Here is a 16,682-nt window from a genome sequence, read left to right as displayed (position 1 = left end):
GCTGGACGGCGATGTATCCGTTCATCTTCCGCACCGTCTTCTCGCGCATGGAGCCGGAGACCGCGCACCACCTCGTGGTCCCGGTGATCCGGCTGCTGGGCGTTCCGCCGTTCTCGATCATCGCGCGGGCTCTCACGCGCCCGGACCGGTCGCTTCGCACCGAAGCCCTGGGCATCGTCTTCGACTCGCCGTTCGGCGTCGCTGCGGGCTTCGACAAGAACGCCGTCATGGTTCGCGGCCTCGGGGCTCTCGGATTCGGCCACGTCGAGGTCGGGACGGTCACGGCCGTCGCGCAGGACGGCAATCCTCGTCCCCGCCTGTTCCGCCTGATCGAAGATCGCGCACTCATCAACCGGATGGGTTTCAACAACCGCGGTGCGGCGGCGGCGGCATCCCGCCTTCGTCGCCTCCGGCGCGGCAGCCATCACGCCGTGGTCGGTGCCAACATCGGCAAGAGCCGCGTCGTCGACGTCGAGCATGCCACGGCCGACTACGTCGAGAGCACCCGTCTGGTCGCGCCCCAGGCCGACTACCTCGTCGTCAACGTCTCATCGCCGAACACCCCCGGGCTGCGGGGGCTCCAGGCGGTCGAGACGCTCCGCCCGCTGCTCGAGGCCGTGCGCGACGCCGCCGGAAAGACTCCGCTGCTGGTGAAGATCGCGCCCGACCTGTCGGACGACGAGGTCACCGCGATCGCGAAGATGGCCGTGGACGCCGGGCTGGCCGGTCTCATCGCCACGAACACGACGATCTCTCGCGACGGACTGCTGACGGACGAGGCGACGATCGAACGGATCGGTGCCGGCGGGTTGTCCGGCGCCCCGCTCCGCCGCCGCGCGCTCGAGGTTCTGCGCCTCGTGCGCTCGGCCGTTCCCGACGATTTCTGCGTCATCGCAGCCGGGGGAGTCGAGACCGCCGCCGACGTCCAGGAGCGCTTGGCGGCGGGCGCAAACCTGGTTCAGGGGTACACCGCGTTCATCTACCGCGGCCCCCTGTGGGCGCGGCAGATCAATCGCGGTCTGGTCGAGCTCAGACGGGGCGCTGGCCGCGCTTGACCTGAGGCTTCGGGAGGCGCATGAAGCGCATCTGGATCGAACGCATCGCGCCGTACCAGCCGAGTCCCTTCTCCATCCGCTCCGCACCGAACTTGGCGCGGGCGGCCTTCTTCACCCGGAAGCTGGTGATGACCATGTCGCCGATCACGAGCAGGATGAACGCCCACAGGGCGATGAAAGCGTAGAACGTCACGGCGTTCGAGCCGAGGAAGGTGACGATGATGACGAGCACCATCGCTCCCATGACGAGCTCACCGAGGTGCCATCCGGCGTCGATGTAGTCGCGGACGAAGCGGCGCTGCGGCCCCTTGTCGCGGACCGGCAGATAACGCTCGTCGCCGTTGGCCATACCGATGCGGGCCTTGTCGCGCCGCTCGGCCAGCTCAGCGCGGGCACGCGCCTTGGCTTCCTTGGTATCGGGCACCAGCGGTCGCTTCCGGGCCGCCTCCTGGGCGGCGCGGCTGGGAGTGGGACGGTTCTTGCCTGCGCCCGTCGACGCCTGGTCGGCGTCGTCCGGAGCGGGGGCAGCGGGAGTTTTGGCCACGGGGATCCTCGGGTTCTGCGACGAACGTGCCTTCTAAGATTACCCGCATGACCTCCGAATCTCCTCGGTCCGTCGCCGTACGCGACGCCGCCCTCTCCGCCGTTCCTGCCGCTCTCGCCGATCTGGGTGCTCTCGTGCGGATCCCGTCGGTCGCCTTCCCCGGATTCGATCGGGCCGAGGTGGAGCGCAGCGCGGAGACTGTTGCGGGGCTGGCACGCGGACTCGGCATCTTCGATCGCGTCGAGGTGGCCACCGCCACCGTGCCCGAGACGGGCGAAGAGGGGATGCCGGCAGTCCTGGCGACTCGTGCCGCGCGCAACGGTCGGCCGACGATCCTCCTCTACGCGCACCACGACGTGCAGCCGGTGGGTGACGAAGCGCTCTGGGAGTCCGCGCCCTTCGAGCCGACGGTTCGAGACGGCCGGCTGTACGGTCGCGGCGCAGCCGACGACAAAGCGGGGGTCATGGCGCACATCGGCGCCCTGCGCGCGCTCGTCGACGCCGTCGGCGAGGATTTCGACCTCGGGGTCAACCTCTTCATCGAGGGGGAGGAGGAAGCCGGCTCGGCATCCTTCGCCGCTTTCCTGTCCGAGAACGCCGACGCGCTGCGCGCCGACGTGATCGTCGTGGCTGACTCCGGCAACTGGGATGCCACGACCCCCGCGCTGACCGTGTCACTGCGAGGCAACGCGCGTTTCACCATGACGGTGCGAACGCTCGAGCACGCGTCCCACTCGGGGATGTTCGGGGGAGCGGTCCCCGACGCCATGCTGGCGACGGTGAAGCTGCTCGGCACGCTCTGGGACGACGAGGGCGGCGTCGCGGTCGAGGGCCTGACCGAGCGTGACGCGGAGACGCCGGAGTACTCGGAGGCGACCCTCCGTTCCGAGGCGGGTCTTCCGTCGGGGGTCTCGCCGATCGGCTCGGGCACGATCCTCTCGCGCATCTGGAACAAGCCCTCGATCACCGTGACGGGCATCGACGCGCCGAGCGTGCGGAACGCCTCGAACACGTTGAGTTCGGAGGTGTCGGTCGTCATCTCCGCCCGCGTCGCGCCGGGGCAGTCCGCCGACGAGGCGTACCGTGCGATCGAGGAGCACCTGCGCGCCCATGCGCCCTTCGGCGCAGAGGTGAGCTTCCGTGACGTCGAGACCGGGAACCCGTTCCTCGTCGACACAACCGGAGAGGCGGTGTCGCACGCGCGGGCCGCGCTGGCGGAGGGCTACGGCGTCGAGCCTGTCGATATCGGTGTGGGCGGATCGATCCCCTTCATCGCAGACCTCGTGCGCGAGTTCCCGGCCGCGCAGATCCTCGTCACCGGTGTCGAGGACCCGCATGCCCGCGCGCACAGCCCGAACGAGTCGCTCCACCTCGACACCTTCCGGCACGCCCTCGTCTCCGAGGCGCTGCTGCTCGAGCGGCTGGACGCCGGCTCGCGCTGACGATCACGAGGTCATCTCGGACCGGCCCGCGGCCGGCGCTCACGCGTAGAATCGTGGCACCGGCCGCGTGTCTTGCGGCCCGAGACCTCGGGAGAATCATGACCGACATCGCCACGTCCGACACCGTCCGTGCCCACGGCGTCTCGCTGACCGATGAGGCGGCGCTCAAGGTGAAGAGCCTCCTCTCGCAGGAGAACCGCGACGACCTCCGCCTTCGCGTCGCCGTCCAGCCCGGCGGATGCAGCGGATTGATCTACCAGCTCTACTTCGACGAGCGTTTCCTCGACGGCGACAAGGCCGTCGACTTCGACGGCGTCGAGGTCATCGTCGACGACATGTCGGTGCCCTACCTCGACGGCGCGACCATCGACTTCAAGGACACGATCTCGGAGCAGGGCTTCACGATCGACAACCCCAACGCGGCGGGTTCGTGCGCGTGCGGCGACAGCTTCCACTGACCCCCGCCCGCGACACCCCTCGACTCCGACATCCTGAATGGATGGCCTGAATAGGGTGAAAGCTTGCCCTAGACTGAAGGTCGAACCATTCGTCCCGGAAAGGTGCACTGTGCGCTTCAAACGCCGCCTCCGCTGGGCCGTGATCCCGCTCGGGATCGTCACGGCAGTCTCCCTCGCAGCTTGTACACCGACGGAGCTGAACGGCTACCTTCCCGGCTTCACCGATGACGGTACCCAGGCGACCAACCGCACCGAGATGGTGTCGGGTCTCTGGGTGAACTCCTGGATCGTCCTCCTCGCCGTCGGCGTGCTGACGTGGGGTCTCATGGCATTCGCCGCGATCGCCTACCGCCGCCGTCGCGGCCAGACGGGTCTGCCGGTCCAGCTGCGCTACAACATGCCGATCGAGATCTTCTACACGATCGTGCCGCTCATCCTCGTCATCGGGTTCTTCGCCTTCACGGCGCGTGACCAGTCGATCCTCGAGACGCAGTACGACGACCCCGATGTCTCGATCACCGCGATCGGCAAGCAGTGGGCGTGGGACTTCCAGTACAACGGCGACGACTCGGACAACTCCGACGCCGTCTGGACCATGGGAGTGCAGGCGCAGCCCGACGCCGAAGGCAACATCGATCAGGACGCGCTGCCCACGCTCGTGCTCCCGGTCGACAAAGAGGTCAAGATCAACCTCCAGTCGCGCGACGTCATCCACTCGTTCTGGGTCATCGACTTCTTGTACAAGAAGGACATGTACCCGCACCGCGACACCAACTCGTGGTCTTTCGTCCCCACCCGTGAGGGAACGTACGCCGGCAAGTGCGCCGAGCTGTGCGGTGAATACCACTCGATGATGTTGTTCAACGTCAAGGTCGTCTCCGAGCAGGAGTACGAGGACTACCTCGAGTCGCTGCGCGCCAGCGGCCAGACCGGTGACATCAACAAGGCATACGACCGCCTCCAGAACGCTCCGGGAACGGGCGCGGTCACCGACGACTCCGGCGAGGGAAGCCACTGATGGCCACGACACTTCCGCTCCAGGGCGAACAGCCCGCAGGCCGCCCCACGACCCTGCCGCCGCGTCAGGCGGCGCTGCTCAGCGCTTCGCGCGTCGAGCAGAAGGGCAACATCATCGTCAAGTGGATCACGTCCACTGACCACAAGACGATCGGGTACATGTACCTCATCGCCTCCGTGTTGTTCTTCCTCCTCGGTGGCGTGATGGCGCTGATCATCCGTGCTGAGCTCTTCGAGCCCGGCATGCAGATCGTGCCCACCAAGGAGCAGTACAACCAGCTCTTCACGATGCACGGCACGATCATGCTCCTGATGTTCGCGACGCCGCTGTTCGCGGGCTTCGCCAACGCGATCCTGCCGCTGCAGCTCGGTGCTCCCGACGTGGCCTTCCCGCGTCTGAACGCGTTCGCCTTCTGGCTGTTCCTGTTCGGCTCGATCATCGCGATCTCGGGCTTCCTCACGCCGCAGGGCGCCGCCTCGTTCGGGTGGTTCGCATATCAGCCACTGGCCAATGCGACCTTCTCGCCGGGAGCCGGTGGAAACCTCTGGATGCTCGGCCTCGGCATGAGCGGTTTCGGAACCATCCTCGGCGCCGTGAACTTCATCACCACGATCATCACGATGCGCGCTCCGGGCCTCACGATGTGGCGGATGTCGATCTTCTCGTGGAACACGCTCGTCACGAGCATCCTCATCCTCATGGCGTTCCCCGTGCTGGCGGCGGCGATCTTCGCTGCGGCATCCGACCGTGTCCTGGGCTCGCACATCTACGACCCGGCCAACGGCGGTGTCCTGCTCTGGCAGCACCTGTTCTGGTTCTTCGGCCACCCCGAGGTGTACATCATCGCGCTGCCGTTCTTCGGCATCGTCTCCGAGATCCTCCCGGTGTTCAGCCGCAAGCCGATCTTCGGATACAAGACGCTGATCTACGCGACCATCGCGATCGCCGCTCTCTCGGTCGCCGTCTGGGCGCACCACATGTACGTCACCGGCGCCGTGCTGCTGCCGTTCTTCGCGCTGATGACGATGCTCATCGCGGTGCCGACGGGTGTGAAGATCTTCAACTGGATCGGCACGATGTGGCGAGGCTCCGTCACGTTCGAGACGCCCATGGTCTTCACCCTCGGCTTCCTCGTCTCGTTCGTCTTCGGTGGTCTCACCGGCGTCATCCTGGCGTCGCCCCCGCTCGACTTCCACCTCTCCGACTCGTACTTCGTCGTGGCGCACTTCCACTACGTCGTCTTCGGCACGGTCGTGTTCGCGATGTTCGCGGGCTTCTACTTCTGGTGGCCGAAGTGGACCGGGCGCATGCTCAACGAGCGTCTCGGCATGGTGCACTTCTGGATGCTGTTCATCGGTTTCCACATGACCTTCCTCATCCAGCACTGGCTGGGCGTCGACGGCATGGTCCGCCGCTACGCCGACTACTCGGCGGCTGACGGCTGGACGTGGCAGAACCAGGTCTCCACGATCGGTGCCATCATCCTCGGTGCGTCGATGATCCCGTTCTTCCTGAACGTCTGGATCACCTCGCGCACCGCCCCCAAGGTCACGGTCAACGACCCCTGGGGCTACGGAGCCTCGCTCGAGTGGGCGACGAGCTGCCCGCCGCCGCGTCACAACTTCACGTCGATCCCGCGCATCCGCAGCGAGCGACCGGCGTTCGACCTGAACCACCCCGAGGCCGCCATCCCGGTCGGCGTGGGCCCCGCGAAGGACGCCCCCGATGCACCGGTTGTGGATGTCGCCGATGGAGAGGTGAAGTAAGTCGTGAAGACCAACATCAACCTGTGGTGGGTTCTCACGTGGTTCTTCTTCGCGGTGTTCATCACGTACACCGTGTGGAACCTCATCGCTCACACCGACCAGGAACTGTGGTGGCACCGCATCGAGTGGGTGGGGTCGACGGCGCTGCTGTTCACCGGATTCATGGGCGCGATGATCGCGTTCTACGTCTCGCGCGTGCACAAGGCGCAGGGCGGCGTGCTGCCCGAGGACTCGCTCACGGCTGACATCGACGACGGAGACCCCGAAGTCGGCGAGTTCAGCCCGTGGTCCTGGTGGCCGCTCGTTCTGGCCTTCGCGGCTTCGGTGTTCATCATCGGCCTCGCGGTCGGGCAGTTCCTGCTTCCCATCGGTTTCGCGATCTTCATCGTCGCCATCGTCGGATGGGTCTACGAGTACTACCGCGGATACTTCGCGCGCTGACACCAGCGCCTCACGACGGCCATCGCACTCCGGTGCGGTGGCCGTTTCCGTTTACCGGGGCCGCGCCCCGTTGCTGGGGCCGCGCCCCGTCGCCGGGTGCCGCGATGCAAGCGATCGTTCGAGACACGCGGGCTGCTTCGGCCCTGGGCCGGCGTGTCGCCCTGGTTCCCTTGCATCCGGGCTCGCACCCACCCACGACGTGGGCGTTGCCTCACTCGACGTCGGCGATGGCTCACTCGACCTCGGCGTTGGCTCAGCCCGAAGGTCCACGCTCCGCGATGCAAGTGTTCTGCGGCGACTCGCGGGCAGAGATGGATGCATGACGGTGTGTCCGTCCCGATCCCTTGCATCCTGGCCCTGGCCCTGGCCCTGGCCCTGGCCCTATGTCTCTGCCTGCGGCTGCGCGCCCGTCCGACCTGGCATCCCACAGGCTCAGTGCCGGTTCCGCAACATAGGCGGTCAGACCGATCAAGACGCATTGACGGGCGGCCGGTTGAATCACGACTGACCGCAGCAAGGGCATCCTGCGGTGCGACTCGGCTAGCGGATGCTGCCACGGTGGGCCTGCACGGTGCAGGGGGACCAGCGGCGAACGCCCCAGAAGTCCCACGTGAGGCCCCGGGCAGTGCGAGAAGCGCCTCTGAGAGGCCTGAGCCGCTGTCGTCGCGATCGCTGTTCCGTCGACAGGGTGCCGCGCGAGTCGCCGCGGCCGCTCGGTGCCTTCGGGCGACGGCACTGGGCCGCCTCACGCGCTAAGCACAGCCGAGGCCTTCCCGAGAGGGCTGCCCGGGCCCACCAGACCCGTCAGGAGCGCACCAACGCCACCAGGGGGTCATATGTGCGGGGGAGGGGGCCGTGTGCGTTCGCCACCGGGTAGCCCTCGCGGGCCCAGTACTCGAATCCGCCGATCATCTCGCGCACGCGGTATCCGAGCTTGGCGAGCTCGATGGCGGCCCGGGTGCCACCGTTGCAGCCGGGACTCCAGCAGTAGACGACGACGTCGAGTGAGCGGTCGATCTCCTCTGGCGCGCGTGCCGCGATCTCACGGTGAGGCATATGGACGGCGCCGACGGCATGTCCCTGGGCCCATGCCTCGGCGCTGCGCACGTCGACGAACACGAACGGTTCAGCGGCCCGCTGCGCCTCGTAGACGTCAGAGGCGTCGGTTTCATGGGCGAGCTTGGCGGAGAAGTAGGCGAGCGTATCGGTCATACCGAACACGCTACGCAGACATGACGACGGCGGGGTGCGACCGATCGGTCACACCCCGCCGTAATCCGGACAGGTCCGGTGTCAGCTCTTCTTCGTCGACTGCCCGCCGTCGGCGTCCTCGTCGGGGACGATGATGTTCGACGGTCGGTTGGCCGTCTCGACACCCTTGCCGTCGTCGATGGGCTGGTGCGGAGCGTCCGGGACACCGGCGCGATCGTGAGCGCCCTGGATCTCAGCGTCCTCTTCCTCGGCGATGTGCTCGAGGTCGTGGTGGGCGTGTGCCCGTGCAGCCTCGATCTCAGCCTGGGTGAGCGGCGCCAGACGGTCTTCGAAGAACCAGCGCGAGAGCCCGGCACGAAGGTTCTCGTGCCACGGGATCTGACCCTTGTCGTTCGGACGGACCACCAGGGGAGCGTTCGTCGTGTAGTCGACCAGCTTGACGAGCTCGTACTCGTCGACGGGCTGGTGCACCTCGATGTACTCGCCACCGGGCAGGCGGACGATGCGACCCGACTCGTAGCCGTGCAGGGCGATCTCGCGGTCCTTCTTCTGGAGCGCGATGCAGATGCGCTTCGTCACGAAGTAGGCGATCACCGGGCCGAGGATCAGGAGCGCCTGCAGCGTGTGGATCACGCCTTCCATCGTCAGGTGGAAGTGCGTCGCGATGATGTCCGACGAGGCGGCGGCCCAGAGGACGGCGTAGAAGGTCACGCCGGCCGCGCCGATCGCGGTGCGGGTCGCCGCGTTGCGCGGGCGCTCAGCGATGTGGTGCTCACGCTTGTCGCCGGTGACCCACGCCTCGATGAAGGGGTAGAGCATGACGATGACGATGAACAGTCCGAGTCCGACGAGCGGGACGAGGATGTTGAACGACCAGGTGCGGTCGAACAGCACGAACTCCCAGTGCGGCGGGACGAGGCGCAGCGCACCGTCGGCGAAGCCGATGTACCAGTCGGGCTGTGTACCTGCCGACACGGGGGAGGGGTCGTACGGTCCGTAGTTCCAGATCGGGTTGATCGTGAACAGCGCGGCGATGAGCACGAGCACGCCGAAGGTGATGAAGAAGAAGCCACCCATCTTCGACATGTACACCGGCATCATCGGGTAGCCCACGACGTTGTTGTTCGTCCGGGCGGGGCCGGCGAACTGCGTGTGCTTGTTCACGATCATGAGCATGAGGTGCAGCGCGAGCAGCGCGACCAGGATCGCCGGCAGCAGCAGGATGTGCAGTGCGTACAGGCGTCCGACGATCTCGGTGCCGGGGAACTCGCCGCCGAACAGCAGGAACGAGGTCCAGGTTCCGATCAGCGGGATGCCCTTGATCATGCCGTCGATGATGCGGAGGCCGTTGCCCGAGAGCACGTCGTCAGGAAGCGAGTACCCGGTGAAGCCCTCGGCCATCGCGAGGATGAACAGGATGAAGCCGATGACCCAGTTGAGCTCACGCGGCTTGCGGAACGCACCGGTGAAGAACACGCGCAGCATGTGCACGCCGATACCGGCGACGAACACGAGCGCAGCCCAGTGGTGCAGCTGGCGAACGAGCAGGCCGCCGCGGATGTCGAACGAGATCTCGAGAGTCGAGGCCATGGCGGCCGACATCTCGAGCCCGCGCATCGGTGCGTAGGCGCCGTAGTAGTGGGTCTCCGCCATCGATGCCTCGAAGAAGAACGTCAGGAACGTTCCCGAGAGCAGGACGACGACGAAGGACCACAGCGCGATCTCGCCGAGCATGAACGACCAGTGGTCGGGGAAGATCTTCCGACCCAGCTCCTTGACGAGGCCCGAGATGCTCGTGCGCTCGTCGAGGTAGTTCGCGACGCCGCCGACGAACTTGCCGCCGAGCGGCTTGTCCGAGGGACGTGTGGGGCCGTCAGCGTGGACCGCAGGCGCGGTCGTGACGTTCTCCGTGGGGTGGGTGGAGGTGCTCAATGACGCTCCCAGAAGCTCGGGCCGACGGGTTCGGTGAAGTCGCTGCGTGCGATCAGGTAGCCCTCGTCGTCGACGGTGATCGGGAGCTGGGGCAGCGGACGCGCCGCGGGGCCGAAGATGACGGCTGCCGCGTTGGTGACGTCGAACTGCGACTGGTGGCAGGGGCACAGCAGGTGGTGGGTCTGCTGCTCGTACAGGGCGACGGGGCAGCCGACGTGCGTGCACACCTTGGAGTAGGCGACGATGCCGTCGTACGACCAGTCCTTACGGTCTTCGGCCTCGTTCAGCTGCTCGGGGAGCAGACGCATGAGCAGCACGATCGCCTTGGCCTTCTCTTCGAGGTAGCCGTCGTGGTGCGCCAGCGTCGCGAGCGACTCGGGGATCACGTGCACGGCGGAGCCGAGGGTGAGGTCGGCGGCGCGGATCGGCTTGCCCGTCGGGTCGTGCGCCAGGCGCATGCCCTCTTCCCACATCGTGTGCTTGAGCAGGTGCACGGGGTCGCCGGCGTGCGGGTGCTCGGGGGAGCTGTGCGGCGCGAGGCCGCGGAACAGGGTGATCCCCGGAAGGATGGATGCCGCCAGGGCGACGAAAAGCGAGTTGCGCACCATGGTGCGACGGCCGAAGCCCGACTCGTTGTTCGCGTCGGCGAACACCTGCACCGCCGCGGCGCGGGTCTTCTCGCTGCCTCGCGTGGAGTGGCGGTCCTCGATGAACTCGGTGTCGTTCATCACGGCCTTCGACCAGTGGATCGCGCCGATGCCGATGGCGAGGAGCGCCGTGGCGATGCCGAGACCGATGAACAGGTTGTTCCGTCGGATGTCGCTGATCAGCCCGCTCTCGATCGGGAAGATCAGGTACGCAGCGATCGCCCAGATGCTCGCCGCTGCGGACAGGTAGAACAGGGTGTACACGGTGCGGACCGCGCGCGTCATGGCGGCGGGGTCCTTGTCGGTCATGCGCTTGCGGTGGGGTGCGAGCCCGGGGTTCTGCACCGGGTCGGATACCGCTACGGCAAGCCCCGATGAGGGCACCGGGGAAGCAGGGATCTGCTCGGGCGCCTTCTCGTCAGCCATTTTGCTCCTTGTGCGTTGCTTCGATCGTCACGGTTCTCAGTTCGACTTCGCGGTGATCCACACCGAGATGGCGACGAGCGAGCCGATGCCGAAGATCCAGATGAACAGACCCTCCGAGACGGGGCCGAGCGAGCCGAGCGAGAAGCCGCCGGGCGAGTTCTCGGTCGGGCGCATCATCAGGTAGCTGATGATGTCGCGCTTCTCTTCGGAAGTGAGGGTCATGTCGTTGAAGACGGGCATGTTCTGCGGGCCCGTGACCATGGCTGCGTACATGTGCAGCGGCGACGTGGTCGTCAGCGGCGGAGCGTACTTGCCCTCGGTGAGTGCACCACCGGCGCCGGCGACGTTGTGGCACATCGCGCAGTTGATGCGGAAGAGCTCGGCGCCGTGCGAGACATCGCCTTCACCATCGAGCACCGCGGACTCGGGGTACGTCGGGCCGGGGGCCTCGGACTGAACCCAGGCCGCCATGGCCTCGATCTGCTCTTGCGTGAACTGCACGGGCTTCTGCGGAGCCTGCGGTCCCTGCATCTGCAGCGGCATGCGGCCGGTGGCGACCTGGAACTCGACCGACAGCTCGCCGACGCCGTACAGCGACGGGCCGTCGTTCGTGCCCTGCAGGTCGAGGCCGTGACAGGTGGCGCAGTTGGCCTGGAACAGCTTCTTGCCGTCCTCGACCGTGAGCGTGGATGCCGTCTGCGTCGTATCGCCCGCGGCCATCGCGGCGGTGGCGCCGGCGTAGCCTCCGCCGGTGACGAGCAGTCCGATGCCGATCAGAGCGGCGGCAGCCCACTTGCTGCGACGTCCGCCGTTGCGGCGCGGGTTCTTGGATGCCATGGGTGAATCAGCTCCGGTTACTTCAGGAAGTAGATGACGGCGAACAGGACGAGCCACACCACGTCGACGAAGTGCCAGTAGTACGACACGACGATGGCGGACGTCATCTCTTTCCGGCCGAAGTTCTTGACGGCGAAGGCGCGCCCGATGACGAGGAGGAACGCCACGAGACCACCGGTGACGTGGAGGGCGTGGAAGCCGGTGGTGATGTAGAAGGCGGACGCATAGGAGTCGGCCTGGATGGGCATGCCCTCGGCGACGAGCGTGGCGTACTCCCACACCTGGCCGGAGACGAAGATCGCGCCCATGATGAAGGTCAGGAAGAACCACTCCACCATGCCCCACTTGCGCAGGTTCCAGAAGGAGCCCGAGCGGTAGGGGCGGAAGTGCTCGGCGTTGTGGACACCGATCTGCGCCGTCACCGACGACAACACGAGGATGAGCGTGTTGACCGCAGCGAACGGGATGTTCAGCAGTTCGGTGCGGTCGGCCCACAACTCGGGAGAGGTGTTGCGCAGGGTGAAGTAGATCGCGAAGAGGCCCGCGAAGAACATCACCTCGCTGCCGAGCCACACGATGGTGCCCACAGCGACCGGGTCCGGCCGCTTGACCGAGCGCAGGGCCTGGGAATACGTCGCTGGAGTGGTCGTCACGGCATCCATTATGGCCGATCTGGAGGGTGGTTTCTGCATCGCTGAAGGTCTGGTCCGATCGCGCCGAGGTTAGGCCCACCTAAGAATCAGCCGAAAGTCGCCCGACAACCGGCCGATAGGATCGTGTGTCATGGCTCAGTACGCATGGCGCGACATCCTGACCGACCTTCTCGAGAAGCGTGATCTCAGCGTGTCGGCGGCGACGTGGGCCATGCGCGAGGTCATGGCCGGCCGCGCGACCGACGCTCAGCTCGGGGGCTTCCTCGTGGCGCTCCGCGCGAAGGGTGAGACGGTCGACGAGATCGTCGGCTTCCGCGACGCGATACTCGAAGCGGCCCTGCCGCTTGCCGTTCCCACCGACGCCCTCGACATCGTCGGCACCGGAGGTGATCGATTCGGCACGGTGAACGTCTCGACCATGGCGTCGATCGTTGCCGCAGCCACCGGTGTGCCCGTCGTCAAGCACGGCAACAAGGCGGCGAGCTCGAAGTCGGGATCGTCCGACGTGCTCGCGGCGCTGGGGATCGACCTGTCGCTCGAGCCCGACCGCGTCGCCCGCGTCCTGGAGGAGGCCGGGATCACCTTCGCCTTCGCGTCGGCGTTCCACCCGGGCTTCCGTCATGCCGGCGCAGCACGGGCCGAGCTCGGCATCCCGACCGTCTTCAACTTCCTGGGGCCGCTGTCGAACCCCGCGCGTGCCGAGGCGAACGCGGTGGGCGTCGCGCATCTCGACCGGGTGCCGCTCATCACGGGCGTCTTCCGCACCCGCGGTGCCACCGCACTGGTCTTCCGCGGGGACGACGGCCTGGACGAGCTGACGACCACCGGACACAGCCGCATCTGGGAGGTGAGCCTCGGCGACATCCACGAGCACGATCTCGACCCGCGTGATCTCGGTATGCCGCTGGCCCGCATCGAGGACCTCCTCGGCGGCGACCCGCAGCACAATGCTGCGGTCGTTCGGCGAGTGCTCGACGGGGAGTCCGGCCCAGTACGTGACATCGTCGTGCTGAACGCGGCCGCGGGCATCGTCGCCTACCGACTGTGGCGGGATGCGAGCCAGGTGCAGCGTCCGATCCTCGAGCGTCTCGCTGAGGCGTCGGAGGTCGCCGTGCGCGCCCTCGACTCGGGAGACGCGTCGCGCACGCTGGAGCGGTGGGTCGAAGCTTCTTCCCGCTGAGGTCAGACCACATCGTTTTTTCACGGCACCGCGTGAGCGGTCCCGTGATCGCGGGTGAATAGCGTGAGGCTCAACGCACCCGAGGAGGAACTGATGTCCCACACCACCCCCACCGCCGATACGGTGGAGGCCCCCGTTCGCCGCACCGGTCTCGTGAAGATCCTGGGCATCCTGGGGATGCTCGGCGGAGTCGTGCTGATCGTCGGCGGAATCGTCGTCTGGTCGATCGTCTCGGGGCAGTTGCGCGCCGAGAACATCACGGTCCCCGACGACGCAGCGGCCTTCCAGGGGCAGACCGTCGCTGGACCGTTCACCGCCTATGTCCAGGCCGACATCATCCAGCACCACGCACTCGACGCCTCGGGCGGCAAGACCTACGCCGAGCTCGATAAGGACGACCCCGTCCGCGCGACCATGATGAACGCCTCGTTCCTTCGCGCCTCGCTGTTCACCTCGGTCGTCTCGTTCGGCGTCGCCGCCTTCGCGATGGGGGTGGGTATCCTGTCGATCATCTTCGGCTTCGCGGTGCACCGCCTGGCCTCGGCCCCGGTGGTCGTCCGCCGAACCGCGGTCACCTCCGGCTGAACGGGGAGGACGTGAGGCCCGTGCTGCGGCACGGGCCTCAGACATGCGTATGGATCCCACCGATGCCCTGACCGAGATCGCCGAGCTGCTCGAGCGCGAGCGTTCGTCGAAGTACAAGTCGAAGGCGTTCCGCGCCGCGGCCGACGCGATCCGCGACCTTTCGGACGACCAGCTCGACGACACCGCCGCCCTGCGCCGGCGACCCGGCATCGGAGACCGGACGCTGTCGGTCATCGTCGAGGCCCGGGCGGGAGGCGTGCCCGCCTATCTCGCGGATCTGCGCGAACGGCGAGGCATCGTCGTGGCCGGCGAGCTGCGCCGCCGGCTGCGCGGTGACCTGCACTGCCACTCGGACTGGTCGGACGGCTCGACCCCCATCGCGGAGATGGTCGCCGCAGCTCGCGCACTCGGACACGAGTACCTCGCTCTCACCGATCACTCTCCTCGTCTGAGGGTGGCTCGCGGACTGTCTCCCGAGCGTCTGCGCGACCAGCTCGACGTCGTCTCCGGGATGAGCGGCGATGGGTTCACGTTGCTCAGCGGCATCGAGGTCGACATCCTCGACGATGGCTCCCTCGACCAGGAGGACGAACTGCTGCGCCGGCTCGACATCGTCGTCGCGTCGGTGCATTCGAAGCTGCGGATGCCTCGCCCGGCGATGACGAGGCGCCTCGTGGCGGCGGCATCCGATCCCCGCGTCGACGTCCTCGGACACGTGACCGGCAGGCTGGTCGAAGGGGAGCGCGGCACCCGGCCGCCGTCCGACTTCGACCCGGACCCCGTGTTCGCGGCCTGCGCCGAGAACGGCGTGGCGGTCGAGATCAACTCCCGGCCGGAGCGGCAGGATCCGCCGGACGATCTCATCGCGCGGGCGATCGACGCCGGCTGCCTGTTCTCGATCGACTCCGACGCTCACGCCCCGGGGCAGCTTTCGCTCCTCGATTACGGTGCCGAGCGCGCGGAGCGGATGGGGGTTCCCGTCGACCGCATCGTCACGACGTGGCCGATGGAGCGCCTGCGGGAGTGGACAGGTCGGCCGCGTCCCTGAGGCCGCGACGCCCGGGCTCAGGCGCGGGCGCGGAGAGCGGATGCCGCGCGTGCGAGCGACCCGCCCAGCCCGCGACGATCGGCGAGCTGCTGGACGACTTCGGGATCGGTGGGACGTATGCGGCCGTCGACGACACCGAGGTCGAGGTCGCGCACCACCCGAACGACCTGCGGAGCCACAGCGAGGTAGTCGGCCGCCGCCGCGAGCTTCGCTCGCACACCTGCCGTCATACCCTCGCCCGTCTCCGCCGCCGCGAGGATGCCGTCGAGGTCGCCATGAGTGGAGAGGAGAGTCGCCGCGGTCTTATCGCCCACGCCCGCCACTCCGGGGAGACCGTCGGAAGCATCGCCCCGCATCGTCGCGAAGTCGGCGTACTGGTCGGGGCGCACGGCGTACTTCGCGAGCACGGTCTCGCCGGTCAGCACGTCGAGGTTGCTCATCCCTCGCCCGGTGTAGATGACCCGGACGTCGCGTTCGTCGTCGACCAGCTGAATGAGGTCACGATCTCCCGTCACGACGTCGACGGGCATCGTCGCCTGCGTGGCGAGGGTGCCGATGACATCGTCGGCCTCGTGATGGGGTGCGCCGACGATCGGGATGCCGAGGGCCTCGAGGCTCTCGCGGATCGTGGGGATCTGCGCCTCGAGCGGATCGGGTACGACCTCGACGTCCGGGCCCGTCTCGACCGTCTCGGCGACACGGTGCGTCTTGTACGTCGGGATCAGGTCGACCCGCCACTGCGGACGCCAGTCGTCGTCCCAACAGGCGACCAGATGTGTCGGCTCGTAGGTGGCCACGAGCTTGGCGATCATGTCGAGGAACCCGCGGGCCGCGTTGACCGGCCGCCCTTCCGAGTCTTTGACGGTGTCGGGCACGCCGTAGAACGCGCGGAAGTAGAGGGATGCGCTGTCGAGCAGCATGAGGCGGTCGCTCATCGCATCATCCTGGCACGGGTCACCGACCATGTGGCATCACCTCGATTCAGCATCCGGCTGTTAGCATCCGGGTCCTGACGGCGGCTCGGTACACACGCGATCGACGAGTGTCCCGCGGGCCTCCAGCACCTCGATCGCATAGCCGGCGGTGGGAACGTCGAGGGTTCCGGGAACGGGACGCCAGCCACGACCGAAATCGACCTCCGCCCGGTAACGCACGGTGGCCGTCGCGACGTAGCCGCCCCGTGAGCGATACGTGTGACTCGCGGGTGGGCGGGCGGTGCCTTCGACGGTGAGAGTCGCTCCGTCGCCCGGCGCGATCACGATGTCGTCAGGAGTGAACCGCACGGTCACCGGAAGGTCGAACAGTGTTCCCGCGGCACTGTGCTGCGACGCGCCGATCAGGAACGTCACCGGCAGGCCGACGATGCCGTAACCCGCCGGTTCAGCGGCCAGCGTCGAGGGTTGGGGAGCGAACGAGGCCACGTCGGCGATCGTCGCCT

17 protein-coding genes are annotated in these 16,682 nt (G+C 67.4%); 9 read left to right on the top strand and 8 right to left on the bottom strand.

Features of this window, described 5'->3' with window-relative positions; translation table 11 throughout:
* The first annotated feature begins 11 nt into the window (after positions 1–11).
* Positions 12–1,055, top strand: coding sequence for a quinone-dependent dihydroorotate dehydrogenase (locus DEU36_RS03640; RefSeq protein WP_120262961.1), 1,044 nt, complete (start codon positions 12–14; stop codon positions 1,053–1,055).
* Here DEU36_RS03640 and DEU36_RS03635 read toward each other — a convergent pair.
* Positions 1,030–1,599, bottom strand: coding sequence for a DUF3043 domain-containing protein (locus tag DEU36_RS03635; RefSeq protein ID WP_120262960.1), 570 nt, complete (start codon positions 1,597–1,599; stop codon positions 1,030–1,032). The two genes, DEU36_RS03640 and DEU36_RS03635, sit on opposite strands and share 26 nt — an antisense overlap.
* Before the next feature lie 47 nt (positions 1,600–1,646).
* Between DEU36_RS03635 and DEU36_RS03630 the strand changes: the two genes are divergently transcribed.
* From DEU36_RS03630 to DEU36_RS03610, 5 genes are all read left to right on the top strand, one after another.
* Positions 1,647–3,041 (top strand): dipeptidase, encoded by a 1,395-nt coding sequence (locus tag DEU36_RS03630; protein ID WP_120262959.1) that lies wholly within the window; start codon positions 1,647–1,649, stop codon positions 3,039–3,041.
* A 98-nt stretch (positions 3,042–3,139) separates the two neighbouring features.
* Positions 3,140–3,499: an iron-sulfur cluster insertion protein ErpA gene (erpA, locus tag DEU36_RS03625; RefSeq protein WP_023951519.1), complete on the top strand. Its 360-nt coding sequence runs from the start codon at positions 3,140–3,142 to the stop codon at positions 3,497–3,499.
* Positions 3,500–3,608: 109 nt separating this feature from the next.
* Complete coding sequence (gene coxB / locus DEU36_RS03620) at positions 3,609–4,517, top strand: cytochrome c oxidase subunit II (protein ID WP_120262958.1); 909 nt, start codon at positions 3,609–3,611, stop codon at positions 4,515–4,517.
* A complete protein-coding gene (gene ctaD / locus DEU36_RS03615; protein WP_120262957.1) occupies positions 4,517–6,283 on the top strand; it encodes a cytochrome c oxidase subunit I in 1,767 nt (588 codons plus the stop codon). Before coxB ends, ctaD begins: the two co-directional genes overlap by 1 nt.
* A gap of 3 nt (positions 6,284–6,286) precedes the next feature.
* Entirely contained in the window at positions 6,287–6,724 is a 438-nt protein-coding gene (locus DEU36_RS03610; protein ID WP_120262956.1) for a cytochrome c oxidase subunit 4, read from the top strand.
* Between the two features lie 804 nt (positions 6,725–7,528).
* Here the strand turns inward: DEU36_RS03610 and DEU36_RS03605 are convergent.
* The 5 genes from DEU36_RS03605 to DEU36_RS03585 all read right to left on the bottom strand — a co-directional run bounded on the left by DEU36_RS03605 (position 7,529) and on the right by DEU36_RS03585 (position 12,440).
* A complete protein-coding gene (locus tag DEU36_RS03605) occupies positions 7,529–7,936 on the bottom strand; it encodes a rhodanese-like domain-containing protein (RefSeq protein WP_120264339.1) in 408 nt (135 codons plus the stop codon).
* Between the two features lie 81 nt (positions 7,937–8,017).
* A complete protein-coding gene (locus DEU36_RS03600; RefSeq protein WP_120262955.1) occupies positions 8,018–9,868 on the bottom strand; it encodes a ubiquinol-cytochrome c reductase cytochrome b subunit in 1,851 nt (616 codons plus the stop codon).
* A complete protein-coding gene (locus tag DEU36_RS03595) occupies positions 9,865–10,941 on the bottom strand; it encodes a ubiquinol-cytochrome c reductase iron-sulfur subunit (protein WP_120262954.1) in 1,077 nt (358 codons plus the stop codon). The genes DEU36_RS03600 and DEU36_RS03595 overlap by 4 nt, the downstream gene beginning before the upstream one ends.
* Positions 10,942–10,977: 36 nt before the next feature.
* The gene (locus tag DEU36_RS03590) at positions 10,978–11,778 is read right to left on the bottom strand and encodes a c-type cytochrome (protein ID WP_120262953.1); all 801 of its coding nucleotides are present in this window, start codon (positions 11,776–11,778) and stop codon (positions 10,978–10,980) included.
* 17 nt (positions 11,779–11,795) lie between these two features.
* Positions 11,796–12,440, bottom strand: a complete 645-nt coding sequence (locus DEU36_RS03585) for a heme-copper oxidase subunit III (RefSeq protein ID WP_112613998.1) — start codon at positions 12,438–12,440, stop codon at positions 11,796–11,798.
* 121 nt (positions 12,441–12,561) lie between these two features.
* Between DEU36_RS03585 and trpD the strand changes: the two genes are divergently transcribed.
* From trpD to DEU36_RS03570, 3 genes are all read left to right on the top strand, one after another.
* Complete coding sequence (gene trpD / locus DEU36_RS03580; protein WP_120262952.1) at positions 12,562–13,611, top strand: anthranilate phosphoribosyltransferase; 1,050 nt, start codon at positions 12,562–12,564, stop codon at positions 13,609–13,611.
* Between the two features lie 93 nt (positions 13,612–13,704).
* Positions 13,705–14,196: an aromatic ring-opening dioxygenase LigA gene (locus DEU36_RS03575; protein WP_120262951.1), complete on the top strand. Its 492-nt coding sequence runs from the start codon at positions 13,705–13,707 to the stop codon at positions 14,194–14,196.
* Between the two features lie 49 nt (positions 14,197–14,245).
* Positions 14,246–15,244 (top strand): PHP domain-containing protein, encoded by a 999-nt coding sequence (locus DEU36_RS03570; RefSeq protein WP_183045274.1) that lies wholly within the window; start codon positions 14,246–14,248, stop codon positions 15,242–15,244.
* Positions 15,245–15,261: 17 nt separating this feature from the next.
* Here DEU36_RS03570 and DEU36_RS03565 read toward each other — a convergent pair whose 3' ends face one another.
* Positions 15,262–16,179 carry a 5'-3' exonuclease gene (locus DEU36_RS03565; protein WP_120264338.1) on the bottom strand — a complete coding sequence of 306 codons (918 nt, stop codon included), beginning with the start codon at positions 16,177–16,179 and terminating at the stop codon, positions 15,262–15,264.
* Between the two features lie 60 nt (positions 16,180–16,239).
* Positions 16,240–16,665, bottom strand: a complete 426-nt coding sequence (locus DEU36_RS03560) for a hypothetical protein (RefSeq protein WP_120262949.1) — start codon at positions 16,663–16,665, stop codon at positions 16,240–16,242.
* Positions 16,666–16,682: the final 17 nt, after the last annotated feature.

The sequence above is a fragment of the Microbacterium sp. AG238 genome, assembly GCF_003610405.1.
Taxonomy (GTDB): domain Bacteria; phylum Actinomycetota; class Actinomycetes; order Actinomycetales; family Microbacteriaceae; genus Microbacterium.
Note: the sequence above shows the minus strand (reverse complement) of the source record. Positions and strands in the feature narration are given on the sequence as shown.

Excerpts from the sequence above, each read along its gene's own strand:
- DEU36_RS03590 (WP_120262953.1), bottom strand. The coding sequence starts at position 11,778 with ATGGCATCCAAGAACCCGCGCCGCAACGGCGGACGTCGCAGCAAGTGG.
- DEU36_RS03575 (WP_120262951.1), top strand. The coding sequence starts at position 13,705 with ATGTCCCACACCACCCCCACCGCCGATACGGTGGAGGCCCCCGTTCGC.
- DEU36_RS03640 (WP_120262961.1), top strand. The coding sequence starts at position 12 with ATGTATCCGTTCATCTTCCGCACCGTCTTCTCGCGCATGGAGCCGGAG.
- DEU36_RS03570 (WP_183045274.1), top strand. The coding sequence starts at position 14,246 with ATGGATCCCACCGATGCCCTGACCGAGATCGCCGAGCTGCTCGAGCGC.
- DEU36_RS03585 (WP_112613998.1), bottom strand. The coding sequence starts at position 12,440 with ATGGATGCCGTGACGACCACTCCAGCGACGTATTCCCAGGCCCTGCGC.
- erpA (WP_023951519.1), top strand. The coding sequence starts at position 3,140 with ATGACCGACATCGCCACGTCCGACACCGTCCGTGCCCACGGCGTCTCG.
- ctaD (WP_120262957.1), top strand. The coding sequence starts at position 4,517 with ATGGCCACGACACTTCCGCTCCAGGGCGAACAGCCCGCAGGCCGCCCC.
- DEU36_RS03595 (WP_120262954.1), bottom strand. The coding sequence starts at position 10,941 with ATGGCTGACGAGAAGGCGCCCGAGCAGATCCCTGCTTCCCCGGTGCCC.
- DEU36_RS03565 (WP_120264338.1), bottom strand. The coding sequence starts at position 16,179 with ATGAGCGACCGCCTCATGCTGCTCGACAGCGCATCCCTCTACTTCCGC.
- DEU36_RS03630 (WP_120262959.1), top strand. The coding sequence starts at position 1,647 with ATGACCTCCGAATCTCCTCGGTCCGTCGCCGTACGCGACGCCGCCCTC.
- trpD (WP_120262952.1), top strand. The coding sequence starts at position 12,562 with ATGGCTCAGTACGCATGGCGCGACATCCTGACCGACCTTCTCGAGAAG.
- DEU36_RS03605 (WP_120264339.1), bottom strand. The coding sequence starts at position 7,936 with ATGACCGATACGCTCGCCTACTTCTCCGCCAAGCTCGCCCATGAAACC.